This is a genomic window from Marinigracilibium pacificum, assembly GCF_012926615.1.
GTDB lineage: Bacteria > Bacteroidota > Bacteroidia > Cytophagales > Cyclobacteriaceae > Mangrovivirga > Mangrovivirga pacifica.
Window position 1 is genome coordinate 370,373 of sequence record NZ_JABBNU010000002.1, and the last position, 23,947, is coordinate 394,319.

Below are 23,947 nucleotides of genomic sequence, written 5' to 3' on the forward strand. Positions count from 1 at the left end.
TTTCCGTTATAGAACAATGAATAGTAAAATGAATTTAAAGAAAGAATTTCTACAGACGACAGTTAAATCGTCTTATGAAAGCACAATAACGGTAGATGGAGCTGTGTTTGGGTTTCAGGACGGTGAATTAAAGCTGTTGCTTGTAAAAAGGGCTTTAGAACCTTTTAAAGGAAGCTGGATGCTCCCGGGAGGAGTGATGGATGAAGGACAATCGCTAGAGGAAGCAATAAATAATGTGCTGTTTAAGCTAACAGGTATTAATGATATTCATAAGGAACAGGTAAGATGTTACAGCGATGTCGACAGACACCCGGTTAAAAGAGTGGTAACAGTGAGTTTTTATGCATTGATCAAACCAGAAAATCACCCTGTAATACCTAAAAACTATGTTTCTGAGGTAAAATGGTTTGCGCTTGATGAAATCCCTCAAAAACTTGGTTTTGATCATTCCATTATTTGGCGTGATGCTCTGGAACTGCTTAAAAGAAACATGCAGGAAAAACTGCTTTTTGGTGAGCTATTACCTGCGAAATTCACACTCAAAGAACTTCAGGACTTATATGAATCAATACTGGGTGAAACCCTGGATAAAAGAAATTTCAGAAAAAAAATCACTCAACTTGGTCTGGTCAAAGGAACAGGTAAGAAGAAACCAGGAGTAAAAGGCGGTCCGGAGCTGTTCAAACTCAAAAAAAAAAGGTGATTTACAAGAATAAATATCCTTAATATTTTGTTTTTAATTATACTGTGTATATTTTACACAGTAAATAAGAGAATCATGGCAGAATTTTCAAACAAAACCGTAGTAATAACAGGAGGGGGAGGAGTTTTAGGAGGTGAATTAGCAAAATATATCGGAGGTCGAGGAGGTCGTGTTGCAATATTGGATCTGAAAAAAGAGTCTGCTGATAAAGTTGCTGATGCGATCAATGCAGCAGGAGGCAAGGCCATAGGAGTGGAAGCCAATGTATTAGAGGTTGAAAGCTTGAAGAAAGCACACGAGGAAGTTGTGAAAGCCTTTGGTCCTTGTGAAATTTTGATCAATGGTGCAGGAGGGAATCATCCAAAGGGTACTACTTCAAAAGAGTTCTTTTCCAGAGAAGATTTGGATGCTCAGGACTTAATTTCATTTTTTGACCTGGACCCGGAAGGGGTTTCCTTCGTATTTAATTTGAATTTTCTGGGAACCTTATTGCCAACAAAAGAATTTGCACGTGATATGATTGATTCCGGAGGTGTAATCATCAATATTTCATCGATGAATGCATTCACCCCATTAACAAAAATACCTGCTTATAGTGGGGCAAAAGCAGCGGTAAGTAATTTTACTCAATGGCTTGCTGTTCATTTTTCCAAAGTGAATATTCGGGTAAACGCGTTGGCACCGGGATTCTTTCTAACAGAACAAAACAGAGCATTATTGACTAATAAAGATGGATCACTAACCAACAGAGGTAATACAATCATATCTCAAACTCCTTTAGGTCGGTTTGGAAAACCTGAAGATCTGAACAGCACTCTTTCCTGGCTTTGTGCAGAAGACAGTGCTTTTATAACCGGGGTAGTTGTACCTATCGATGGCGGATTTAGTGCTTACAGTGGTGTATAATATAAAATAAACTTCAGTTATGAACCTTAAGCAAACATGGCGATGGTATGGTCCGAATGATCCGGTCAGTTTGAATGACGTCAAACAAGCTGGCGCAACAGGAATTGTTTCAGCACTACACCACATTCCAAACGGAGAAATATGGTCAGAAACCGAAATTATTAATAGAAAGGAAATAATCGAGGCCATGGGATTAGAATGGTCTGTGGTTGAAAGTATTCCGGTACATGAAAATATAAAGACTCGGTCTGGAGATTATGTCAAATACATTGAAAACTACAAAAAGAGTATCGAAAACCTGGGAAAGGCAGGTATACCGGTAGTTTGCTATAATTTTATGCCCGTATTAGACTGGACTCGGACTGATTTGGCCTATGAAATGCCGGATGGCTCCAGAGCATTAAGATTTGATTCAACTGCTTTTGCTGCATTTGAATTGTTTTTACTTAAAAGACCAGATGCTGAAGAGACCTACACTAGTGATCAAATCAGTAAAGCCGAAAAATATTTTCAGCAGTTAAGTGATACTGATAAGGAGCAATTGGTCAATAACATCATAGCCGGTTTGCCTGGAGCTGAAGAAGGGTATTCTCTTAAGGATTTTCAACATGTTCTCAATACTTATGAAGCCATCGGAGATCAGGAATTAAGATATAATTTATACGAATTTTTACGTGAGATCGTACCCGTTGCCGAAAAGTCAAATATTAAGCTGGCAATACATCCTGATGATCCACCATATTCTATTCTGGGATTGCCAAGGGTTGTTAGTACGAGTGAGGATGTCAGAAAACTTCTGAATGTAGTGGATAGCCCGGCAAACGGATTGTGCTTTTGTACGGGATCTTTTGGAGTAAGGGAAGATAACAATCTGGTGGAAATGGCGGAAGAATTTGGTGATAAGATAAATTTCATTCATTTGAGAAGTACTACAAGGGATGAAGATGGTAATTTTTATGAAGCCGATCATCTTGATGGTGATGTAGACATGTATGGTGTGATGAAGGCACTACTCCAGGTGCAGCGCTCTAAAGATTTTATTATGCCGATGCGACCTGATCACGGACATCAAATGTTAGATGATTTAAATAAAAAAACTAATCCAGGGTATTCGGCTATTGGTCGTTTACGTGGGCTTGCCGAGTTACGTGGATTAATGCTGGGGATAAATGGTAATAAATAAGGGTCTTCAAAACTGAAGAAATTCTGTTTAAATAAGCGTGTATGTAGTTAACAGTTAACTGATTTTAGAAGAAATCAACTTCTGACAATTATTTAGGGAATTTATTCCATTGGTCACTCGTAAAAGAGTTTATTTTTGTGTTTATTTTGGGTAAATAAAATGCCACCATGAAAGCCATGGTGGCTATTTTTTTGATTTTACTAATAACTAATAACTTTCTTTAATATACCCCCAGCCCTGCCGTTGTTTGGTGACTATTTCAAGTATGCCATCGGGAACTGGTTCGATACCTGCCAACAGGTCTGCCTCTGTTTTATTGTATCTTTTCATAGTTTGTTCACACACTTTAAAAGATACATTCGGGTTCTTTGCCAGTGCTTCAATATCATTTGCTACACTTGATTTACCTTTAAGATACATATCGAGTGCTCCGCTGTATACTACAACTTCAAACTTTGCATCCGGGTATGCGTTAGACATACCTTTTACATGCCTGATAGTTTTTTCATGGATTTTTGTATCAGATCCGGTAACATCAAATACTATATTTATTGGATCATTTTGAGAAAATAGCAGGGACGTAATTAACAACCCTGCTATAAATAGAATTGATTTTTTCATTTCAAAATTGCTTTCATGAAATTATCCGACACTACTATCTATGTAGCCAATATTGTTTTCAGCCAGCCTACCTAACACCCATACTCCTGATGGAGCCAGATGTATACCAGGTAGTTTTCCATTTACAAAATCCGAATAAACATCTTCTGGCTTTAAACCCATTTTTTCAGCGATTTTTCCGCTATATACTTTGTAAGCCATATTGCAGACGCATACCATCGTTCCTTTTTCCATTAAGCCATTAATTCCTGCAAGTCCAGGTAAAGGAAATGCTCCGGGTTGAGGATCGATATATGGGTTTTTAACAGCAAAACTACCAGTAGTAGGGTCTTTATATCCCATTACTTCGCCTAGTTTATACTTTTCTATTACTTCATCTTTGAATGAAAAGATAATTCCGTGATGTCTTAAGACATTGATAACCCCAAGATCACCATTTGGTGTACCAGTTTCATCATTGGTCATGTAGTAAACGTTTGACCAAATAAAACCCCACCAGTTTGCTTGAGATACATCATATGCGATTGGATGCTGCATTTTACCTATATGTTTTAATCCTGCATCGAGATCGCCATAGCTTCCTTTAAAATCAAAACCCAAGGAATCTTTGATTTTAGCTTCTATCGGGCTGGTGATCATTGCCAGTCCGGCAGCCGTTCCGGCAGCTACGCTGCCAAGGAACTCTCTTCTTGAATGGTTGTGGTTTTTAATCATTATGGTATAGTTAAATTAAGTTGGTGTCACTTTGTTTTTTTAATCTGGTAAGTGTCCTGATAGTATTTCATAATAGGCTGAAATGGTCCGTATTTATGTTGTTCGGCTGGAAATGAATCTGTCCAGGGACCATATGGAGTTGATACCGGCTTGAGTTTTTTATCCGGAAAATCAGCTTCCTTATTCGCTTTCTCTGGCCGAGGTAATGAGTTTATATAAGCCGCTACATCATAGGCTTCTTCATCAGTTAATAGCGGGTTATCGTAATTAACTCCTAAAGGCATGTTGTATTTTATGAATTCTGCTGCGGTAATTACCCTATGCATTCCTGCACCATCATTATATGAATCGGGCCCTGCTAATGGAGGGTATAAATATTTAGTTGTTTTTGAACCTGCTATTTTCGTTCCAAGGCCATTGAATCCATGGCAAGGTGTACAGTGTACTTCGAATACTTTTTTACCGGCAATAGTATCTGCCTTTCTTATAGGGATATTTATATTTTTATATCCTTTATATAATTCCTGTACGTTATCGGGTACATTTTCGCTTAGCCAGTCAATGTATGCAATAATAGATTGCATTTCATGGCTGTTTTCTGGCATTGTACTTCCATTCATACTCCTTTCAAGGCAACCATTAATTCTTTCTGGCAAAGTGCCCATTTTGTTTTCTCTGCCTCGGAATTGTGGAAATCTGTTTGATACTCCAATAAATGATCCTGATCCAATTTTTTTACCCGATTCAAGGTGACAGTTCTTACAAGCTAGATTATTACCTGAGAATTGTTTTTCGGCAATAGCTCCAGGGCCAATAAATTCAGATGTGTTATTGATAATATCGTAACCAAGCTTTATCATTTCTCCTTTTTCGCCTTCTGGCAAATTCATCTCAACAGAATTTGGAGCCCATACTGAAGAAATCAAGTTGTTCTCTATGCTCTTTTGAGGTGGATTTATACTCACTATTATAGTAAATATGAATAGCAGGAAAGCACCAGAGAATAGCAAGAGTGCTACTTTAAGCAAAGTCGATATTTGCTTCAATCGATCTTGCATAGTTTGAATAATATAATTGTAAAGACTCTCTTAGCTTTCGCGTTTATTAATATAGCTTATTTTTTTTATAAACTCTAGTAAATGTTTTGATTTCAGAGACTTACAATATTGTGTTGGTGATTAGTTGTTTTATCACTTAAGTGTTTCGTCAAGCCATTTATAAAATTCTTTTTGCCATATTATACCGTTTTGTGCCGATAAAACCCAGTGGTTTTCTTCCGGAAAGTATAAAAGTTTACTTTTTATTCCTTGCAACTGTGCTGCCTGAAATGCCTCTAGGCCCTGACCAATTGGTACTCTGAAGTCTAATCCCCCCTGTATAATCAGCATTGGAGTATCCCAGGCAGATACATAATTAACCGGATTAAACTCATTGTAGGCTTTCTGAATTATAGGGTCATCTTTCTTCCAATATGGTCCACCATAGTCCCAATTTAGAAAGAAAAGTTCTTCCGTAGTGCCATACATACTTCTGGTATTAAAGATTCCATCATGGGCAATGAATGATTTGAATCTGTTTTCGTGTATCCCCGCCAGCATAAATACCGAGTATCCTCCGTAACTAGCTCCAACGCACCCTAATTTATCTTTATCTACATAGGGTTCCTTAGCTAAATCATCAATAGCTGAGAGATAATCCTGAATTGCCTGTCCTCCATGGTCTTTACTTATTTGCTCGTTCCATTTAACTCCGTAACCAGGCATTCCTCTTCTATTAGGAGCAACAACTATATATCCATTAGCTGCCATTAGCTGAAAATTCCATCTGTAAGAATAAAATTGAGTTAATGCTGATTGAGGTCCTCCCTGACAATACAATAGTGTTGGGTACTTTTTATTCTTATCGAATCCAGGTGGGTAGATTACCCATACAAGCATTTCTTTCCCATCTGTTGTTTTCACATATCGTTTTTCAACTTTACTTTCAGAGATGTTTTCATATAAGTCGTCATTGACATGTGTTAATTGGGAAAGGTCTCCTGATTTTAAATCAATAGTATAGAGTTCTGAAGCCCTGTTAAAAGAAGTTCTGGAAACTACCAGAGTATTGTTAGTTTGCCCAACTATACCTGATATATTAAAGTCTCCATTAGTGATTTGTTTGATTGAAGGCAGCTTTCGGGATAATCCTATATTATCAACGCTAAACAATTGAGTAGTACCTTCAACCGGTGCAATGAAATATATTCTTTTTCCGTCTTCAGCCCAATGAAATGAATTGACAGTCCCATCCCATTGGCTGGTCAAGTTTATCGGACCTGCTTTGGTTTGTACGATAATATCATTTTTGTCTGACTCGTACCCGTCACGTATCATTTGTAACCATGCTAAAGCCCCTGTTGAAGAATACTGAGGAGAGGTATCATATCCTTTATTATTTTCGGTAAGGTTTATTGTTTTGCCAGTATTTATATCATATTCATATATATCTGTATTGGTACTTACCGCATAGTCAGTTCCATAACTTTTTTTGGTGACATACAGTACTTTGGATCCATCCGGACTCCAGATATAATCTTCGGAACCACCAAAGGGTTTAGTAGGACAATCATATGGTAATCCTTCAAGCAAATCAATTGATTCACCTTCATTATTAACATTTGTAAGAAAAATATGGTCGAATTCACCGTCCTCCCATTGATCCCAATGTCTGTAATTTAAAGTTTCATAGATATAGACATTTGACTTGTCAAGTTCAGGGTAATAATCTTTACCTGTTACCTTTTTAACTTTTACAGATTTAACTTCTATTCTATATTGATTATCGGGTGAGACTGATTTATCTGAGAGGTAATCATTGGTGTTTTTTATTTCTTCTGGCGAGCCTCCGGCTAATGGTATCCTAAAATATTTTCTGCCGGAAGAATTGTCATCAATTGAATAGTGACTCACAGCGAAAATTACATTTTCATTTGAAATTCCCATTCCGGATACCCGGCCAAGAGTCCATAATTTTTCCGGGGAAAGCGGATTTTGACCAAAACCTGAAACGAAGGTTAGGCACAATAAACAGATTATTGATAGATGTCTCATTATATTGGGTGGTATATTTATAGAAATATAATAAATAAAATGAAATAAGCCCCAATTGATGAATCATCGCGAGGGGCTTATTTCATTTATAAATAATGAGAAGCACATGTTTGTTAAATTCAAAAATGTGCAAATGTTTTTAACCAATTTAATTGGTTTTTATAAGCTCATGAGCCATGGCTCCAATACCCATTTCAGGATATTCTCCAGCAAGATCATATAGACGAATTGTGTCACCAGAAATCTCATAATGATAAATTAATTCGTTATCTCTGTTAACATTATCACTGATGAATATTGCATCAAATTCAAGTTCTTCGCTGAAGTTGTCAAGGATGGAAAAATATTTTTTATCTTCAAAACCGGTAATAGAACCATTTGCAGAAAATGAATATTTTTTTCCACTTTCGGAGATATAATTTCCTTCAAATAAAACTCCTCTTATCGCACTTTCACGATCAGTTGTCTTTCTATAATAAGCTTTGTTTCCATTTGCATATTCATAGATCAAACTCCCCGGTCTATTGATGATTATTTTTATTGAAGGAGAGTCTAATGAAATGAAAGAACTGTCTTCATAATTCCACCTGATAGGTTTGTCAGTTGTCTGAGTTCCGGTGTTAAATGGTATAACCCAGGCATCACCAGTTTTTAAATCTTCTCCTTTCAGGTTGAAACCTAAAAGTGATGATTTATAATCTTTATTTAAATATACAGAAGCAGAATCTTCAATTTTCTTTAAGTAATAGCTACTTATCCAGGTACCTGAAAATAGATCGGCTATTGAATCAGAAGGTCTTGACGTATCAATTTCCGGTTTAGTGACCACAACTGAAGAGACTGTGTCTTCAGCTATTTCATCTTGACTTGAGTCAGATGAATTACATGCAGCACATATAAATATAAAAAATATGATTTTTGGAAAATGCTTCATTTTGGTTGCTATTAAAAAATAATTATTTGGCAATATAATAAAATTGTTAGTTAGGAATCAAATCAATTATGTCCTCATCGATTTAAATGATTATTGTTAAATAAGTAAAATAGATATTTGAAAATAGTGAATTAATGATCCTTTTTATATTTTGTGTTTCAATACAAATAGCTTCAATTAAATGACATTTAGAGATATTGATTTTAGTCTTTCTACCAAGGGGAAGGTTTTTGCTATTTTGGGAACAGGACTTTACATGATCTTGTTTCTACTCTTTTTTCAGCCATTTGGTGTCAATAATTATGATCCGAGTGAATCAATATCTGACGAATTAGTACTTGGAGTAACTATTATGGTAGGAGCAGCTACACTGGTTATATTATTGGTAACTCAAATCTTGTATGATCGACTAATTTTAAAGTATTCAGGTAAAGGATTTATCTATTGGATGCTCATTTCTTTAATGGTTATATGTACGGTAACGTTTTTGACCTATAACTGGCTTGGAGGGTGGCATGACTGGCGATTTTCAAGCTACATTGAATTTATAGTCAATATTGGAGCTACGCTGATAATACCTTTTTTTGTAATTTTTGTTTTTTTATATCAACGTTCATTGAATGCCAGCCTTGAACTGGCTTACAAATATCAGGGGAAGACAAATAACTCATTGGTAACCCTAAAATCTGACAATGGTAAGGAGACACTTTCATTGAATCATGATAGCATACTTTTAATTGAATCAGAGGATAACTATGTTGGAATTCATTGTGTCGAAGATGGTAATGTGAAGAAACATTTATTACGAAGGACACTTAAAAGTATAGAAAACGAAAGGGTTAGCGATACCCTAATCAGGTGCCATAGATCTTATATAATTAACCTAGCCCATTTGAATCAGATCAATGGTAATAGAAATAAAATGATTGTCAAGATCAATAATATTGACAGGCCTGTGCCTGTTTCCAGAAAGTATATTGATGAAATATATGAGTTAGCAGGAAAATAATCGTTACCGTTTATCCCTCAACAAAAGATTTTATCCCATAGAAAGTGATTTTTGAGCGATTGAATGTTGTTTTCTGGAATATTGCTGAAAACAAAACAATCAAACACCATGAAAAATTTAATCGCATACCGAAAAACAGATTTATGGAAAAATATCCTGATGTTTCTCTTTTCTTTAACTTTTATGATTGTATGGTTACCATTTATCAGGTCAATATTTGATGGCGAAAGCTATGTCTGGGGAACTGAATATTTTGGCTTTTGGTTAAGGGGAGAAGGAGTGACACCTGAATTCTTATTTTTAATTATTCAATTAGTTTTTTACGTGGGACTATTTTATAGCATGTATTGGGTGAAGAACCGGAATATTTTTTATTCCCTGCTTGTTGTTTGGTGGGTAAACTTTTTTGGAAACTTGTTATTTGATATTTTAAAGAATGGGGATACCGTATTTCACGGAGATACATTAAATGTTCATGTTTCCATCTCAGCAATTGTAATTCCTCTTTCTGTGATTGCCTTATTTGTGATATTCATGGCAATTAAGAGTGATATGAATGCTATTGAGAAACATATAGAATGGAAAAGCAAGAATAGTATTTTACTGGCCATTATCCTGGGGCCGCTGGTGGTTCAGGCAGTATTGTTAGCTACGGGAGAACCACATGGTGTCACTGATCAGATAGGAGTGATACTGGCTTTGATTCAATGTTTCACCATTCCATTTATTTACAGACCCTATCAGAATTCTGAGGTTAAATCCCCGGTAATGAACTAAATACTGATGCACCTTTGGTTAGCCAAGGGTGCTTTATTACCAACTCCACCCGAATGATGTTTGCCAGACATAATCCGTATTAACCCCGCCTTCAATAGGTTCAGAGTCATAATTTAATGTCAAACCTGTTTTAATATAAAAGTCTAACGGGAGATCATATTTTAAATCAAGCCTATGGTCAACACGAACCCTTCCCGATTCAGTCAGACTTGGATAAACTACCACATTGGCCAATAATGATAAATCTCCAATGTCGTATACATTAACCTCAGAGCCAATCCAGGCTTCTGTACTTTTTCTATCATTGTTCTCACCCTGATAATTCTCATTGTTCCAGGAAACTCCTCCTTGTAAACCCCAGTATAGTCTGTTAGTCCTGACAAGGAATTTACCAGCACCAATTCTAGTGTTAGTACGTAGGTCTAGCAACTGATCAGAACTGGATAAGAAATCTACCTGAGCCATTACAAACCATTCATGAGGTAAAATATATCTGAACGCAACATTTCCATCTGTCCGGTCAATATCTTCAGAGTCGTCCTGTTTCGAACTTAAAGTATTGAAATTCATATCCAGTGACCATCGTTCAGCCATATACCCTGCACGGCTTCGTAATGTAAACTGTCTTTGTGTCCTTGCCCTGGTTAATGTATAACCTAAATCAATTCCTGCATACAACCTGTCCAGAAATCCTTTATCAAGGGGTTTTAAATTAACTATTTCCCTGCGTTCAACAATATGTGAGGTGCCGTTATCTTCAATGATTTCAAATTGTCCGTTTTTTGTTTTCAAGGTTCCATAATACCTGTCACCATCTACAGTTACCATTGTGAGTAACGATTCCGTGTATATTTCTTTGATGTCTTCCCACATTATAGTGAAATCATTGTCGCTATAATCTGTTTCTATAGTTAATACACCTTTGTTCATGGACTGTATTTCACCTACGATTATATTACCATTGTTAAATAATAATGAATCCTGAGTGAATCCCTGAAAAATGCACAACATAGAAAGACAAGTCAATATGATTAGTTTTCTCATATGAAATATTGGTTTTGGTAGTGAATTGTCAGGTTTATAACCTTCTTATATTATTAATTTAATGAAATTTCTTCAAATAAGTGCATGACATTTATTAGTAATCAGGTTATCTTTTTGATATTTTATTTAGTGAAACGTGACGTTGACGGGAAGATTTAAATCTTGAGATACCCTCATGTCTTTTTATTTTATGCTTTAGGCTAACTCCTGAATTAACTCTTTTTCTCCATCTTTTAAAGCTTGATTCCTTTAACTCGATTCTCATAAGGTTGATGACATCCTTTTCAGTAAGGCCAAATTGATATTCAATTGCCTCAAAGGGTGTTCTATCTTCCCAAGCCATTTCAATTATTCTGTTTTTATCACGTTCATTTAATTGTGTCATTTTGGTATAACAGCAGAATAAATAAATTGTTATAATTAAAAAGGGAAGGCAATTTTGCCTTCCCTTAGGATCAAACTAACAACTAATTAAGCTTAATGATGGAGTTCTAACTCCTTTTTATTTTTGTTCAGATTTTTAAGTAATTCGTCAGCTTCACTTTCCATATCTTCAATTGGCGTATCATCGATTTCAATTACTTTTTTCTTGTTCATTCCGAATTTCTCCAATAATCTGTCAAACAGATAGTAAATCAATGGTACCACAACTAAAGTCAGGAACATCGAACTAATCAATCCTCCGATTAGTACCCAACCCAGTGAGTTTTTCCATTCAGCACCCGGTCCTGATGCTAAAGCAATAGGCATCATACCAATTACCATCGCAATTGTAGTCATCAAAATTGGTCTGAAACGGGTTTTAGTTGCCTGTAACAGTGAATCTTTAACTGGAATGCCTTTTTCTTTCAATTGGTTTGTAAAGTCGACTACCAGAATTGCGTTTTTAGCAACCAATCCGATAAGCATGATGATACCCAGAATTGAGAATATACTCAGGTTTTGTTTTGCCAGTGCCAAAGCAAATAATGCTCCGATTATCGCTAATGGAATAGAGAACATGATTACCAATGGATATACATAACTATCATAAAGTGCGACCATGATCAGGTAGATAAAGAATAATGATGATAGCAAGGCCAGTCCTAAAGTACCAAATGCTTCTGACTGGTTTTCAAGGTTACCTCCAAAACGGTAACTAACACCTTCGCCCATATCAAGTGCATCAAGCTTAGCAGTTAATTCCTGCCCGATTATACCTTCTGATCGACCAAGTACCTGTGAAGCTACTGTTACTGCTGCAATTCTGTTTTCCCTGTCCAGTCTTGTCGGACCAGTAGTTTCTTCTATATCTGCGAATTGCGACAGACGAATGATTTCACCTTTGTTATTTATGAAAGTCAGGTTTGCAATGTCACTCTGGTCTTGTCTGTCAAATGCATCAAGTCTTACATTAATGTCATACTCATACTCACCATCTTTATATCTAGAGTCATCGTTACCATTAAATGCAACTCGTAGTCCACCACCAACTTGATCAAGAGAAAGACCTAATCGAGCCATTTTATCACGATCAAGCTTAACGTTTATTTCCGGCTTACCTGACTCCACACTTGATGTTATATCTGCTGTACCTTCAACTGAAGCTATGATATTTTCAACTTTTTTAGAGATCGAAAGAAGGCTATCAAGATTTGGTCCGGTCAATACTACCTGAATCGGTGCATCCTGAGCCGAACCCATAATTGAAATTGGTACAGTTTTAAATTCAACACCACTTACTGTCTCTTCAAGACTTGCTTTGAATTTTCTGGCAAAAAGATTAGTTGAATAATCACGCTTTTCCTTATCTACCAACTTAACATTTATTTCAGCTGCATTGGCTTTATCCTGAGTTCCTAAAAACGGATCAGTTAACTGACCAATAGTCGTGAAGTATGTTGTTACATCAGGGTTTTGATCCAGGATGCTTTCTACTTGTTGAGTAGCAAAGTTTGTCTGTTCGATAGTAGCATCATCCGGAAGTTCCATTCTAATAAGAAATTCACCACGGTCACCACTAGTAACGAACTCACTACCAATGAATCCCATCGGAAGTAAAGCAACAGAAGCAAAGAACAAAACAATAACTATAAAGAAAGTAACAATTTTATGATTGAAACTCCATTTCAGAATACCAGTTACACCTTCACTAAATCTATCAATCAACTTTTCAAATCCTAATATGAATCGACCAATAAATGTTTTATCAGACAGGTGTTCAAGTTTTGAAAATCTGGATGATAGTAATGGAATCAATGTAAATGCAACCAGCATACTCAATAGGGTAGAGATAGCAACTACAACAGCAAATTGTCTAACGATATCTGCTACTAGTCCGGTAGAAAGTGCTAATGGTACGAATACCACAACAATTACAAGGGTAATCGAAGTTACGGTAGCTCCTATCTCACGGATACCATCATAAGATGCCTGAATTCGGTTTTTACCCATCTCCATGTGACGATAGATGTTTTCAATAACCACAATGGCATCATCCACCAGGATACCTACAACCAGTGATAATCCAAGAAGAGTCATCAAGTTAAGTGTGTAACCTAATAGGAACATGAAAGTGAATGTTGCTATGATCGATGTTGGTACAGCAATCATTACAATGATAGCGTTTCTGATACTATGAAGGAATAGTAACATTACAACCGCAACAAGAACAATTGCAATTGCAAGGTCATGAATAACTGCATCAGCAGCATCAAGAGTAAACAATGATGAGTCCTGAGCCATTTCAAATTTTAATCCGTAATCAGCATATTCGTTTTCAAGCTGATCCATGGCAGCAGTAGTTAGTGCACTTACTTCTACAGCATTTGCATCAGATTGCTTTTGAATTGCCAGCATAATTGACTCACTGGCATCGATGCGGCTTATCTTTTCTACTTCTTTCTTGGTATCCTGAACTTCAGCAATGTCTTTGAGTCTTACACTACTACCATTTGATGCTTGCGAAATTATCAGGTTTTCGATTTGATCCAGAGAAGAGTATTTTCCTGAAAGTCTAATTGATACCTGACCTTGATTACTTTTAATTTTACCAGCTGGAATATCCATGTTTGAGCTGGCAATTTTTTGATTGACTTGTAAAATGGAAAGGTTATAAGATTCCATTTTGTCTTTGTCAATATTAATTCTGATTTCACGTTCTTCACCACCTGTAAGTTCAATGTTGGCTACACCTTGAATCCTGGATAATGATGGCTGAATTTTGTTAGTGATAAGATCGTAGAATTCTGTGGATGATAGGTTTGACCTGGCACCTGCATACATAATTGGCCTGTCACTTAGATTGAATTTAGCCAATGATGGAGGATCTACTGCATCGGGTAATTCTCCTAGAATAGCATCAATTTTTCTTTGAGCATCCTGAAGACCTTTGTCGGCATCAGCATCAATGACAAGCTCGATAATTACTACCGATACATTTTCCATTGAGAAAGATCTGATCCTGTCCAGTCCTTCAAGTGATGCAACGGCATCTTCAATTTCTTTGGTAACCGAGGTTTCAACCTCGTCAGGAGAGGCTCCCGGATAAACTGTGGTTACAGTTACTACAGGCGAAGAAATATCCGGAAGTAGTTCATAACCTAATTGCATATATGATCCGATACCAAATGTCAGGAGTAGTGAAAAAACTACGGTAACAATGGTAGATCGTTTTATGGATATCTTAGTTATTTGCATAATATCTAATTATGATTTTGATTAAAGAGCAGATACTTTGGTGCCGTTTTTAAGGTTTATTTGTCCACTTAAAACAACCTCTTCGCTTGAACTTAATCCGTCGATAACTTCTACTTTATTGTCAAAGATTTGACCGATAACTATGTTTTTCTGATAAGCAGCGCCATTTTCCACTATGAAAACTGCCGGCTCTTTTAAACTCCCTACGATAGCCTTTCTATCAATAACAACAGATTTTTTTGGTTGGAATTCGAAGTTTGCTTTTGCATACATACCTGCTTTTAGAGGTAGCTCATTATTATTGTTTAACACCTCAATTTCAACTTCGTATTTTAGAGTTTTGTCTGCTTTTTGAGCGATGGTTTTTACCTTTCCATTGAAAGTTTTTCCCGGGTGTACATCTGCTGAAAGAACTACTTCTTGACCCTCTCTTACTTCAAGAATATGGCTTTCAGGAACATTAACAATCAACTTAAGTCTTGATACATCTACAATGTCATATAGTTTTTTTCCAGGAGTAAGGAACGATCCAACCTCTACAGCATCATCATGAATAATTCCTGAAATAGGACTTTTTACATATGTTTCATTCAGACGCTTACGAATTGCTTTATAATTTGCTTCAGCCTTTTTCAATCCAAGCTTTGCATCTTCAAGGTCACGTTGAGTGATAGCATCTTCCTCGATCAGGTTTTCAAATCGGGCAACATCCTTTTTCATTTTCTCAAATTGAGCTTCCGCAGCTAATAATTCAGCCTGGAAAAGTTCGTTGTCAACCTGAAGTAATAAATCGCCTTTAGAAACTCTGTCTCCCTTTTCTTTAACAAGTCGTAAAACCTGTCCTTGAGTCTCACTTAGAAGAGCTAATTCTCTTATTGGTTCCAATGTTCCATTAAGGCTCATTTTGCCATTGATTTCCTCTTCTTTTAGTTTAGTGATCTTAACAGGAATAGATTCACTCTTTACCTGTAATGAGGCTATTTCTGCTTCTTTTTCTTCCTTATTGCTAGCTAAAGTATAAGCTACCAGTCCGATTGAGGCAATTACAGCTATTATTGTTATTATTTTTTTCATAATTAAATGATACTTAGAGTCTATTATTGATTAAGAGTGTTAAGGTTTCCGTTTGCTTTTATCAGTTCAAGTTCAGCAAGCTTTACATTGATGAGTCCAGTGTTATAACCTGTTTGAGCTTCACGCAAGGCTGTTTCTGCATCAAGTAGGTCGATTAGCTGAATCACACCTTCTTTGTACAGGCTGTTTTGTTGATCATAAACTTTTTCAGCCAATAGCATATTTTCATGTTGAGCTTCAAGGTTTTCAAGACTGTTTTTTAAAGTTGACTGGGCAGTTTCCTGTTCCAGGGAAATGTATGTCTTTGTTTTAGACATGTTTTCATCAATGATTGATTGATTAACTTTTGCCTGTGCTGAGCGATATTTTTTCTGGAATCCATCAAATATTGGTATGTCAAGTCTGATTCCGATCATTGCTGCATCAAACCATTCGTTATTGAATAATTCACCAAGTTCATTTTGCTGGCCAACATAGTTATAGCCACCATATAGACTCAAACTTGGATAATAACCTGCTTTGATGTTCTTATCATTTAGTGTATTTAATTCTTTTTGCTTTTCAAGAAGTTTTATTTCAGTTCTTGTATTTGAATTAATCGCCTGTAATGATGATACCATTTGCTCATCGAAAGAACCAATTGATTTGTTATCAAGAGTGATGCTATCTTCCGTAGTCATACCCATTGAGTATTTTAACAGGTTCTTTTGTTGCTCAAGTTGTGTAACAAGGTTACTCTTTTGAGTTTGAAGATTAGTTTTGGATACCTTTACCCTGTTTAAATCTACCTGCCTAACAAGATCATTATTGGCTCTTACTTCCATGATTTTTAGCAATTGAGTAAGCCTTTCAAGGTTTTGATCAACTACTTTTAATTGTTCCTGAATGTAAAGCGTGCGATAGTAATTTGCTGACACATGGTAGATTACTGATTCTTCAGTTTTAATCTTGTTTAATGCGTAGTACTCTTTTGAAGTTCTCGCTGCTTCCAGACCAATCAAATAAGATTTATTAAATATTAATTGATTAAACTGAACTCCGGCAGTTGCTACATATTGAACACCAAACTGTACAGGTACAGTACCACCCGGTTCACCAATTAATTCACCCGGTAAAATCTGGGTAGGCAATTTTAAATTGTCTTCAAGCTTAGCATAAGCATTGACCTGAGGTAAACCAGTGCTGCGGATTTCCTTAATTTGATTTTCGGCATTCTCCATTTCATAATCAGCAATTCTCATGTCCTGACTATGGCTAAGAGCATATTCAATACTCTCTTTTAATGTGAATACCTTTTCCGACTCCGTCTGTGCCATAATTTCATCCCCCGATGAAAAAATGAACATCAAAATAAAAATGGGAGTAAAAGATAATTTTAATCTTTTCATTGTATTTGTTCTTGTTGTTCGGTAAATTCTATTTAGTACAGTTAGTTCTGTATTTAAAGAACTAAACGAGGCAAAAAAATATTGGTTTAACTATTTTTTAATTTCCATTCAGCATGGGCTTTAGTAATCTTGTCATTCATAAATTCAAAGAATTCAATAGCTGTTTTCAGATTATGACAGAATACACCTTCTTTATTTGATTTCTGGTCGTAAACTTCTTTTAACACCCTGGTTAATTCTTTTCTGGTATCGATTTCTTCAAGAATCATGTCATGAACCATAATTGGTTTAATTCTGAAATACCTTTTACGATCACCTGTTTTGGTAATGTATTCTACTTTGCCATTATTGATCAGGTTATTCAAGGCTGAACTTGTGGCACTTTTACTTAGATTCAAAACATCACGTATTTGATCAAATGTTAATTCACCTTCATCATTAAGTGCCAGAACACCTAATACTCTGGCAAGCGCAGGCTGCCAGCCTTTCTTTTCAAGAAATACACCAAACATTTCGAGTACTTCTTTCTGTTGTTCTGTTAATATGATTTTTTTGTCTTCCATTCTATTATCAAATACGGAACAAATGTATAAAGGTTTTTTTAGTTCTGCAAATACAGAACTAAAAAAAATATCTCTTTATACTGTTTAGATTATTTTAATTAATTATTATTCCTTGGTAAAGAATGCTTTATATACTAATCCTGCAGTAAATGCCCCGGCAATTGGTACAATAATAAATAACCAAAGCTGTGCAATAGCCCAGTCACCGACAAAAATAGCCTGACTGATGCTTCTAGCCGGGTTGACCGAAGTATTCGTTACTGGTATACTGATAAGATGTATTAAAGTTAAGCATAGACCAATCGCAATTCCGGCAAATCCGGCGGGAGCTCTTTCATCAGTTGCTCCGATAATCACCATGAGGAACATAAAAGTCATTACAAATTCGCAAACCAGGGCAGCGATCATGCTATATCCGCCAGGAGAATGTTCACCATAGCCATTTGCTGCAAATGATCCGATTTCTGAACCATTGCCCGTAGCAATTAAGTAAAGAATCACAGCGGCCATGATAGCTCCAAGAATTTGTGAAGCCACATATCCCAAGATATTACCTGCTTCAAATCTACCTGCAGACCATAGGCCAACGGTAACTGCCGGGTTAAGATGGGCACCGGATATATGGCCTAATCCATAAGCAATTGTCAATACGGTAAGACCGAAAGCAAAGGATACTCCTAAAAGGCCAATGCCTACTTCAGGAAAAGACGAGGCAAGGACAGCGCTTCCGCAACCTCCAAGTACCAACCAGAATGTTCCGAAAAATTCTGCAACAAATTTTTTCATTGTTCAGCTGTATTAAATGAAAGATTATTAAAATAAAGTTGATTGTCTATTTAATATAGTGATATAAATCGAATTAACGTACTGTTTATCAGCTTTTTGATCAGCTTTAAAACTTATAATTGGTACCCAGGAATGCTCCAAGATACCTGTAGGTTAAATTTGTTTGACCCGTACCTATAGATTTTGGTTGTTCTCCTTTTCCTAAAGAATAAAATAATCCCAGGTTAGAGGTAAAGTTTTCTGATTTTAATTTAAAACCGGTTACTATCGATATGTAGTCCGGATCTTTATAATTTTCTTCAGAGAGTTTTATGGAGGGAGTATATGACCCACCCGCATAAATTGAAATATTTTTATTCATGATGTATTCACCACCACTGCTCAATCGATAACTGCTCCTAAGTTCTTCTATATCATCGAGTTCCCCTGATGGATAAATATCATATTTCATTTTAAAGTTATAACTAAGATCGGTAGCTATTTTCCACTTTTCTCCTGGTTTGAATACTGCCCCTATTCTTATTTCAGCAGGTGAATTGAATTTTGTGTCAACTTTGGTCAGGTTTGTTTCTTCAATTTCGATTGCATTGATCAAATCGTTTGAATATCTGAATTCATAAAAATCACCAGTTCCAAACAGGTAGAGTGATGGTGTTGAAAGTTTTAACCCAAGATCAACTTTGTCTCCTTTGCGATGAATACCTGCAAATAGTACTAAATTAAATGGGTTAACTGTACTTCTATTAGAAAGTTGAGTAAGAGTTCCTGGTCTTTCTATGATCTGACTTTTTGCATCAGATATGGTGTTAAAGGTAAACACTTGAAGATATATAGTTGCTCCCCATGACCAGTGCTCATTGATCTTTCTTGCTCCGGATAATCCGATAAGAAAAAGGTTTTCTTTATAGTTTTCAATAAAATTAAGATCAAGTGTTTCTTGTTGTGTAGAAACCTGCCAGTTTATTTGTCCATTATATCTAAAGTCCATCGGGATTAGGGCTGAAAAGGCAAGTTTCCAGTCTTTGACACTTTTCACCATTATTATACTTGTTGGAATAGACTGGTAGCCCGTCGCATTAAAATCGAGATTCTGATTATTAATTGTTGCGATTGGTTCAACAGAAAAATCATATCTCAGATATGCTGTTCCGGAAAGTGAAAAAGAAGTTCCCTTAAGCATGGTGAGAGCAGCAGGATTATAAAATACTGCTCCTGTCGAAGCTAGTCCTCCAGTCCCTGTGTTTGCCATCATAGGTTCCAAATCTCCTAATGGTAGAATATTAGGGCTATAAGCAGTTTGGGATCTGGAAGGCAAAAACCAGAAAAATATCAAAACAGTTAAAAGGGCCTTAATATGCATATTATTAATTGGTTGACGGAGATGAAGGCGTGGAAACATTCTTTGTAAAAAAGGCAACAATAGCTGAAGTGATTGCTCCGACAACAATTGCAAAAATGAAGCTTTGTATGATGTAGCTGTTTAAATTGAAATAACTCTCAGCCTCTTCAAGTGTGACATTTCCGGAGGAAACTGAATATTCAATCGCATTTTTAAAATAATCAGGTGTGATTAGTTTATGGGTGATAAATTGTGATACCGGACTTAGAATTGCTACTATGATACTTATAATTAATCCTGAAATGAAGCCTTGTTTATAGGTCATTTTACCATTGTAGAAAGTTCTTCTTTTATCTAGTAGTGCCATTGTGTAAATCACAAAAGCAATTATTGCAAAGAGGTTGGTGTAAATCGGATGCTTGTCAATGTGAGTACTGTGCAGTCCTGTTATTTTCTCAATATATGTCCAAACTATAAGGGCAACAGTGAAAATTAAAGCCCATTTTATTTCTATTGAATATTTTTTCATGGTAAAAGATTATCGTAGAGTGTTATTTAATTTACTGCTGATAATCAAATTGTTCAAGTGTTTAGACTTATATATAAAAAAATAAGCGGTCCCTTAAAAAAGGATACCGCCATATTTACATGCAGTTTCTTATATATTTACAGGTTCATTGAACCTAATTTTCCACTCTGAAAGTCCATTATTGCCTGATTAATTTCTTCTGCAGTATTCATTACAAACGGACCGTGGGCGAATATAGGCTCATTGAATGGTTTTCCAAAACAAAATATTAATATACTTTCTTCTAAAGCTTCAAAAATTATTTCATCCCCTTCCTGAGTCAGTTCTATTAGTTGATGAGTTGAAACTTCCTGGTTGTTTATTTCAATCTTGCCATTGATCACATAAAGCAGTACCTGAGAGCCTTCAGACATGGATTTTTGAAAATTACCACCTGCTTTTAATGTTATTGTTGAAGTGAAGAGATTTGTGAGTGATTTAACAGGACCCTCAACATTATTGAATTCTCCTGAAACCATCTGAACCTCTCCAAGTCCGTCTTCTGTTTTAACAATTGGTATTTTTTCTTTTTGAAGACCAATATATTTTGGTTCAGTCATTTTTAAATGAGAAGGCAAATTGAACCAAAGCTGGATAACTTCTTCCTTACCTCCATTCTTTTTGAAATCATCAGACGAAACTTCGGCATGAATAAGTCCGCTACCAGCAGTCATCCACTGTATACCTCCCTTTGTTATGACGCTTTCGCCGGTTACTGAGTCTTTGTGAGTAATGTCACCATGAAGAACGAAGGTCAATGTTTCAAAGCCACGATGGGGATGGGGACCAAATGGTAAACCGTTGTTATTCGGGCCATATTCTTGTGGGCCATGATGATTTAGAAATAAAAACGGATCCAGGTTATTTATGGATTGAGTAGGCATTGCTCTCCATGTTTTTAAATCAGCAATTGGGTCGTAAACTGCGTTATGGATAGCTCTGATTTCTTTTTTCATGATAAATATTGTTTAAACAAATAAACGGAAGGAGATAAATAATGTTTAAATCAATCAAGGTGTAGTTTAGTGTTTTTATTTCTCAGATCTACTCCACCCTGAACAATTGAGTTCATATTAGCAAGGTAGAAGGTCCAGCCTGTCTTACAGTCTACATGAAAATTCACTTCTGTTTCAGAAACAGGAGGGATGTTATCTTGAGTTAAAGTTACTATAGTAGTGCTTTCTTCAATTCCAATTGTAACAGTTACAATTCCGGCTTTTCCGAAGGTAAATCTCATGTGATTTTTTCCATTCAGCTCAAGGATTTCGCCATGTTCAACAACCGTGTCCGGGTATCCGTGCCATAACCACTTATAGGTATCACCAACCTGAATATCTTCATGAGGATCTCGTTTTTCTCCATTGGAGCTTGTGAATTCCGCAAGCCTTAGAAACCATTTTTCAAGCCCTGCTTGTGATGTCCAAAGTTCATAGACTTTATGAACACTAGCCTGAACAACAGATTTTACTGTGAAATGGCTGTAATCGAATTGTTTTTTATTTGACATGATGGTAAGAGTGAAAGTTATATCTTGATTTATAGTAAGATACATTAGGTAATTACTAAAATCCAGATAATTTAGATTCGTTTATCCTAGATGGTTTTACAGAAATCAAGTTATAAGGAAAAATCAAACTCAGTCATTTTTTCTGATAACTTCCATAATCTGTTGGCCTTATATTTATCTTTTGAGTTTGAATTTGAGTCAACTAAAACTGGTTTTCCACTATATTCACGAAAACCTCCGGGGCCATAATATTCCCCACCTGTAGCATGGGGATCCAAAGCAGCCCTTACGGTTGGTTCTGCTCCTTGTCTGGGATTATTAAATATTAAAGGACCAATTCCTTTAAATATAGTTTGAGCAAATTCAGGTAAATATCTTCCAAGATTAGTAGTAGATATTCCCGGATGTGCCGCAAGGGAAATAGTATTTTTATTTGAAAGCTCTGATAATCTACGTTGAAGTTCATATGCAAACATTAAACACGCAAGCTTGCTTTGCCCATATGCTTTTCTTTTGTCATAACCCCTTTGAAAATTAATATCATCAAAATATACATCTCCCCATCGGTGAGCCAGACTGCTAAGAGTGATTATTCTTGAATTTTCAGTTTTTAAGATTTTATCAATTAATAATCCTGTAAGTAGGAAATGAGCCAGATAGTTAACCCCAAATTGAAGTTCAAATCCTTGTTTTGTAGTTTGATAGGGAGGAAACATAACTCCTGCATTGTTTATTAGAAGATCAAGCCTGTCATATTTAGAATTAAATTCTGAAGAAAACTTTTTTACAGAATTGAGATCTGAAAGATCAAGGTGGATAATATCAATAAGTGCTGATTTGTGGTTGTTTTGAAGTTCAGACCTAGCCATTGTAGCTTTGTCAAGATCACGACAGGCCATTATTACGGTGAGGTTTTTTTCTAGTAGAAAGCTACAGGTTTCAAATCCAAGTCCAACATTTGCACCTGTAACTATTGCTACTTTTCCAGTTTGATCCGGTATTTTTTCAAATATGTATCCTTCCATTTGATGATTTTGAGATGATCTATCTTAAAATACAAAATTGTGGCTGGCAAAAAAAAACGGTTAGCTAATTTTATAGCTAACCGTCAGGAATACATAGATCGTATTATTTATAATTTTTCAAATCTCAATGATTCATTACTATCGTTTTCAATTCCAAGATCAAACCTATTTTGATTTTCATAAAGGATGTCCCACACCAAAGTCAAGTTATCAAATTCGTTTTCCTGGTTAAATTTAATTTCAAGATCTAATTCGTCTAGTTTGTCGTCGTCACCATCACTTGGGTTAGTAATAAGATTCCAGGATCCTGAAAATGCATTTAAACCATTTGATGCCATAATTGAGCCATCAGGATTAAACATAAAGAAATAACCATTATAATTTGCAGTGGCAATATTTCCTGAGTCCTTGAATTCAGTGATTTTCCAATTACCAACAGTCATTTTTCTAATAAACTGATCTGCAGGTGAAGGATTATTGTCTTTGTTACCACATGATACCATTATTGCATATAAGGCAATCAATGAAATGGCAAATAGCTGTTTAAAAAAATTCATCGCTCCAATTTAACTTTTCTTTTTAGTAGATATATTCAGCGGAAAATACAATGGACAGAATCCTGTGAAACCGGTTATTAAAAAAATAACAGAAAGAGAAAACAATACCGGACGTATTGAATCACCAACTATATCGGTATAATACAAGATGCCTAAGCCGACCGCCAGAATAATCCTGATAGTACGGTCCAAATTTCCCATATTTTTTTTCATTTTCGTACCATTAACTCGTAATTGTTTGAATTATTATTACCAGTGAATAAATAATCGCAAAACATAATAAACAGACGAGAATAAGTTTTATAGCTTTTTTTCTTACCAACAATTTCATTGGATGAGATAGGTTTGATATTGAAAAAATCTATTTCTTCCTTTAAATACTTAATAATTAATAAAAATCTTACAAAATACACGGCTCTGAATGTAGGAAGAATAGAATTCCCCGTTGCTGATTTTTAACAGCAACGGGTAAATTCATG

General features: G+C 35.7%; 24 protein-coding genes. 5 read left to right on the top strand and 19 right to left on the bottom strand.

The features are described from left to right. The first annotated feature begins 28 nt into the window (after positions 1 to 28). From HH304_RS04125 to uxuA, 3 genes are all read left to right on the top strand, one after another. The gene (locus tag HH304_RS04125; RefSeq protein ID WP_169678195.1) at positions 29 to 703 is read left to right on the top strand and encodes an NUDIX hydrolase; all 675 of its coding nucleotides are present in this window, start codon (positions 29 to 31) and stop codon (positions 701 to 703) included. Positions 704 to 778: 75 nt separating this feature from the next. After that, the gene (locus HH304_RS04130; protein WP_169678196.1) at positions 779 to 1,609 is read left to right on the top strand and encodes an SDR family oxidoreductase; all 831 of its coding nucleotides are present in this window, start codon (positions 779 to 781) and stop codon (positions 1,607 to 1,609) included. Between the two features lie 19 nt (positions 1,610 to 1,628). After that, positions 1,629 to 2,792: a mannonate dehydratase gene (uxuA, locus tag HH304_RS04135; RefSeq protein ID WP_169678197.1), complete on the top strand. Its 1,164-nt coding sequence runs from the start codon at positions 1,629 to 1,631 to the stop codon at positions 2,790 to 2,792. Between the two features lie 207 nt (positions 2,793 to 2,999). Here the strand turns inward: uxuA and HH304_RS04140 are convergent, their stop codons facing one another. From HH304_RS04140 to HH304_RS04160, 5 genes are all read right to left on the bottom strand, one after another. Beyond that, positions 3,000 to 3,413: a DsrE family protein gene (locus HH304_RS04140; protein ID WP_169678198.1), complete on the bottom strand. Its 414-nt coding sequence runs from the start codon at positions 3,411 to 3,413 to the stop codon at positions 3,000 to 3,002. Between the two features lie 21 nt (positions 3,414 to 3,434). Then, positions 3,435 to 4,127, bottom strand: coding sequence for a Tat (twin-arginine translocation) pathway signal sequence containing protein (locus HH304_RS04145; protein WP_169678199.1), 693 nt, complete (start codon positions 4,125 to 4,127; stop codon positions 3,435 to 3,437). A gap of 26 nt (positions 4,128 to 4,153) precedes the next feature. Further along, positions 4,154 to 5,185, bottom strand: a complete 1,032-nt coding sequence (locus HH304_RS04150; RefSeq protein WP_169678200.1) for a c-type cytochrome — start codon at positions 5,183 to 5,185, stop codon at positions 4,154 to 4,156. 132 nt (positions 5,186 to 5,317) lie between these two features. Continuing rightward, positions 5,318 to 7,219: a S9 family peptidase gene (locus HH304_RS04155; protein ID WP_169678201.1), complete on the bottom strand. Its 1,902-nt coding sequence runs from the start codon at positions 7,217 to 7,219 to the stop codon at positions 5,318 to 5,320. Positions 7,220 to 7,367: 148 nt separating this feature from the next. Further along, complete coding sequence (locus HH304_RS04160) at positions 7,368 to 8,153, bottom strand: hypothetical protein (protein WP_169678202.1); 786 nt, start codon at positions 8,151 to 8,153, stop codon at positions 7,368 to 7,370. A 181-nt stretch (positions 8,154 to 8,334) separates the two neighbouring features. On the opposite strand from HH304_RS04160, the gene HH304_RS04165 reads away from it, so the two are divergent. Continuing rightward, positions 8,335 to 9,162, top strand: a complete 828-nt coding sequence (locus tag HH304_RS04165; RefSeq protein ID WP_169678203.1) for a LytTR family DNA-binding domain-containing protein — start codon at positions 8,335 to 8,337, stop codon at positions 9,160 to 9,162. Between the two features lie 108 nt (positions 9,163 to 9,270). Then, a complete protein-coding gene (locus tag HH304_RS04170; RefSeq protein ID WP_169678204.1) occupies positions 9,271 to 9,939 on the top strand; it encodes a ubiquinol cytochrome C oxidoreductase in 669 nt (222 codons plus the stop codon). 36 nt (positions 9,940 to 9,975) lie between these two features. On the opposite strand, the gene HH304_RS04175 is transcribed toward HH304_RS04170, so the two are convergent. From HH304_RS04175 to HH304_RS04240, 14 genes are all read right to left on the bottom strand, one after another. Next, positions 9,976 to 10,983, bottom strand: coding sequence for a DUF481 domain-containing protein (locus HH304_RS04175; RefSeq protein WP_169678205.1), 1,008 nt, complete (start codon positions 10,981 to 10,983; stop codon positions 9,976 to 9,978). Between the two features lie 106 nt (positions 10,984 to 11,089). Then, complete coding sequence (locus HH304_RS04180; protein ID WP_169678206.1) at positions 11,090 to 11,368, bottom strand: TIGR03643 family protein; 279 nt, start codon at positions 11,366 to 11,368, stop codon at positions 11,090 to 11,092. A 92-nt stretch (positions 11,369 to 11,460) separates the two neighbouring features. Next, complete coding sequence (locus HH304_RS04185; protein ID WP_169678207.1) at positions 11,461 to 14,661, bottom strand: efflux RND transporter permease subunit; 3,201 nt, start codon at positions 14,659 to 14,661, stop codon at positions 11,461 to 11,463. A 21-nt stretch (positions 14,662 to 14,682) separates the two neighbouring features. Then, positions 14,683 to 15,735: an efflux RND transporter periplasmic adaptor subunit gene (locus HH304_RS04190; protein WP_169678208.1), complete on the bottom strand. Its 1,053-nt coding sequence runs from the start codon at positions 15,733 to 15,735 to the stop codon at positions 14,683 to 14,685. A gap of 23 nt (positions 15,736 to 15,758) precedes the next feature. After that, positions 15,759 to 17,051 (bottom strand): TolC family protein, encoded by a 1,293-nt coding sequence (locus tag HH304_RS04195; RefSeq protein ID WP_169678209.1) that lies wholly within the window; start codon positions 17,049 to 17,051, stop codon positions 15,759 to 15,761. Between the two features lie 158 nt (positions 17,052 to 17,209). Next, complete coding sequence (locus tag HH304_RS04200) at positions 17,210 to 17,686, bottom strand: GbsR/MarR family transcriptional regulator (RefSeq protein WP_169678210.1); 477 nt, start codon at positions 17,684 to 17,686, stop codon at positions 17,210 to 17,212. A 105-nt stretch (positions 17,687 to 17,791) separates the two neighbouring features. Continuing rightward, complete coding sequence (gene aqpZ, locus HH304_RS04205) at positions 17,792 to 18,472, bottom strand: aquaporin Z (protein WP_169678211.1); 681 nt, start codon at positions 18,470 to 18,472, stop codon at positions 17,792 to 17,794. 106 nt (positions 18,473 to 18,578) lie between these two features. Continuing rightward, positions 18,579 to 19,832 (bottom strand): OmpP1/FadL family transporter, encoded by a 1,254-nt coding sequence (locus HH304_RS04210; RefSeq protein ID WP_169678212.1) that lies wholly within the window; start codon positions 19,830 to 19,832, stop codon positions 18,579 to 18,581. A 4-nt stretch (positions 19,833 to 19,836) separates the two neighbouring features. Continuing rightward, a complete protein-coding gene (locus tag HH304_RS04215) occupies positions 19,837 to 20,340 on the bottom strand; it encodes a DUF4199 domain-containing protein (RefSeq protein ID WP_169678213.1) in 504 nt (167 codons plus the stop codon). Between the two features lie 137 nt (positions 20,341 to 20,477). Continuing rightward, complete coding sequence (locus HH304_RS04220) at positions 20,478 to 21,335, bottom strand: pirin family protein (protein ID WP_169678214.1); 858 nt, start codon at positions 21,333 to 21,335, stop codon at positions 20,478 to 20,480. A 50-nt stretch (positions 21,336 to 21,385) separates the two neighbouring features. Then, on the bottom strand, positions 21,386 to 21,886 hold the full coding sequence (locus HH304_RS04225) for an SRPBCC family protein (RefSeq protein WP_169678215.1): 501 nt from the start codon (positions 21,884 to 21,886) through the stop codon (positions 21,386 to 21,388). Positions 21,887 to 21,996: 110 nt separating this feature from the next. Continuing rightward, a complete protein-coding gene (locus tag HH304_RS04230; protein ID WP_169678216.1) occupies positions 21,997 to 22,911 on the bottom strand; it encodes an oxidoreductase in 915 nt (304 codons plus the stop codon). Between the two features lie 107 nt (positions 22,912 to 23,018). Then, complete coding sequence (locus HH304_RS04235) at positions 23,019 to 23,468, bottom strand: hypothetical protein (protein ID WP_169678217.1); 450 nt, start codon at positions 23,466 to 23,468, stop codon at positions 23,019 to 23,021. A gap of 9 nt (positions 23,469 to 23,477) precedes the next feature. After that, complete coding sequence (locus HH304_RS04240; protein ID WP_169678218.1) at positions 23,478 to 23,681, bottom strand: YgaP family membrane protein; 204 nt, start codon at positions 23,679 to 23,681, stop codon at positions 23,478 to 23,480. Between the last annotated feature and the right edge of the window lie 266 nt (positions 23,682 to 23,947).

What these genes read in the sequence shown, in the direction of transcription:
- HH304_RS04150 (WP_169678200.1), bottom strand. Translation starts at nt 5,185, where the DNA reads ATGCAAGATCGATTGAAGCAAATATCGACTTTGCTTAAAGTAGCACTC.
- HH304_RS04160 (WP_169678202.1), bottom strand. Translation starts at nt 8,153, where the DNA reads ATGAAGCATTTTCCAAAAATCATATTTTTTATATTTATATGTGCTGCA.
- HH304_RS04140 (WP_169678198.1), bottom strand. Translation starts at nt 3,413, where the DNA reads ATGAAAAAATCAATTCTATTTATAGCAGGGTTGTTAATTACGTCCCTG.
- HH304_RS04210 (WP_169678212.1), bottom strand. Translation starts at nt 19,832, where the DNA reads ATGCATATTAAGGCCCTTTTAACTGTTTTGATATTTTTCTGGTTTTTG.
- HH304_RS04175 (WP_169678205.1), bottom strand. Translation starts at nt 10,983, where the DNA reads ATGAGAAAACTAATCATATTGACTTGTCTTTCTATGTTGTGCATTTTT.
- HH304_RS04130 (WP_169678196.1), top strand. Translation starts at nt 779, where the DNA reads ATGGCAGAATTTTCAAACAAAACCGTAGTAATAACAGGAGGGGGAGGA.
- HH304_RS04215 (WP_169678213.1), bottom strand. Translation starts at nt 20,340, where the DNA reads ATGAAAAAATATTCAATAGAAATAAAATGGGCTTTAATTTTCACTGTT.
- HH304_RS04125 (WP_169678195.1), top strand. Translation starts at nt 29, where the DNA reads ATGAATTTAAAGAAAGAATTTCTACAGACGACAGTTAAATCGTCTTAT.
- HH304_RS04155 (WP_169678201.1), bottom strand. Translation starts at nt 7,219, where the DNA reads ATGAGACATCTATCAATAATCTGTTTATTGTGCCTAACCTTCGTTTCA.
- HH304_RS04145 (WP_169678199.1), bottom strand. Translation starts at nt 4,127, where the DNA reads ATGATTAAAAACCACAACCATTCAAGAAGAGAGTTCCTTGGCAGCGTA.
- HH304_RS04195 (WP_169678209.1), bottom strand. Translation starts at nt 17,051, where the DNA reads ATGGCACAGACGGAGTCGGAAAAGGTATTCACATTAAAAGAGAGTATT.
- HH304_RS04200 (WP_169678210.1), bottom strand. Translation starts at nt 17,686, where the DNA reads ATGGAAGACAAAAAAATCATATTAACAGAACAACAGAAAGAAGTACTC.
- HH304_RS04180 (WP_169678206.1), bottom strand. Translation starts at nt 11,368, where the DNA reads ATGACACAATTAAATGAACGTGATAAAAACAGAATAATTGAAATGGCT.
- uxuA (WP_169678197.1), top strand. Translation starts at nt 1,629, where the DNA reads ATGAACCTTAAGCAAACATGGCGATGGTATGGTCCGAATGATCCGGTC.
- HH304_RS04230 (WP_169678216.1), bottom strand. Translation starts at nt 22,911, where the DNA reads ATGGAAGGATACATATTTGAAAAAATACCGGATCAAACTGGAAAAGTA.
- HH304_RS04185 (WP_169678207.1), bottom strand. Translation starts at nt 14,661, where the DNA reads ATGCAAATAACTAAGATATCCATAAAACGATCTACCATTGTTACCGTA.
- HH304_RS04170 (WP_169678204.1), top strand. Translation starts at nt 9,271, where the DNA reads ATGAAAAATTTAATCGCATACCGAAAAACAGATTTATGGAAAAATATC.
- HH304_RS04190 (WP_169678208.1), bottom strand. Translation starts at nt 15,735, where the DNA reads ATGAAAAAAATAATAACAATAATAGCTGTAATTGCCTCAATCGGACTG.
- HH304_RS04165 (WP_169678203.1), top strand. Translation starts at nt 8,335, where the DNA reads ATGACATTTAGAGATATTGATTTTAGTCTTTCTACCAAGGGGAAGGTT.
- HH304_RS04220 (WP_169678214.1), bottom strand. Translation starts at nt 21,335, where the DNA reads ATGAAAAAAGAAATCAGAGCTATCCATAACGCAGTTTACGACCCAATT.
- aqpZ (WP_169678211.1), bottom strand. Translation starts at nt 18,472, where the DNA reads ATGAAAAAATTTGTTGCAGAATTTTTCGGAACATTCTGGTTGGTACTT.
- HH304_RS04235 (WP_169678217.1), bottom strand. Translation starts at nt 23,468, where the DNA reads ATGAATTTTTTTAAACAGCTATTTGCCATTTCATTGATTGCCTTATAT.
- HH304_RS04225 (WP_169678215.1), bottom strand. Translation starts at nt 21,886, where the DNA reads ATGTCAAATAAAAAACAATTCGATTACAGCCATTTCACAGTAAAATCT.
- HH304_RS04240 (WP_169678218.1), bottom strand. Translation starts at nt 23,681, where the DNA reads ATGAAAAAAAATATGGGAAATTTGGACCGTACTATCAGGATTATTCTG.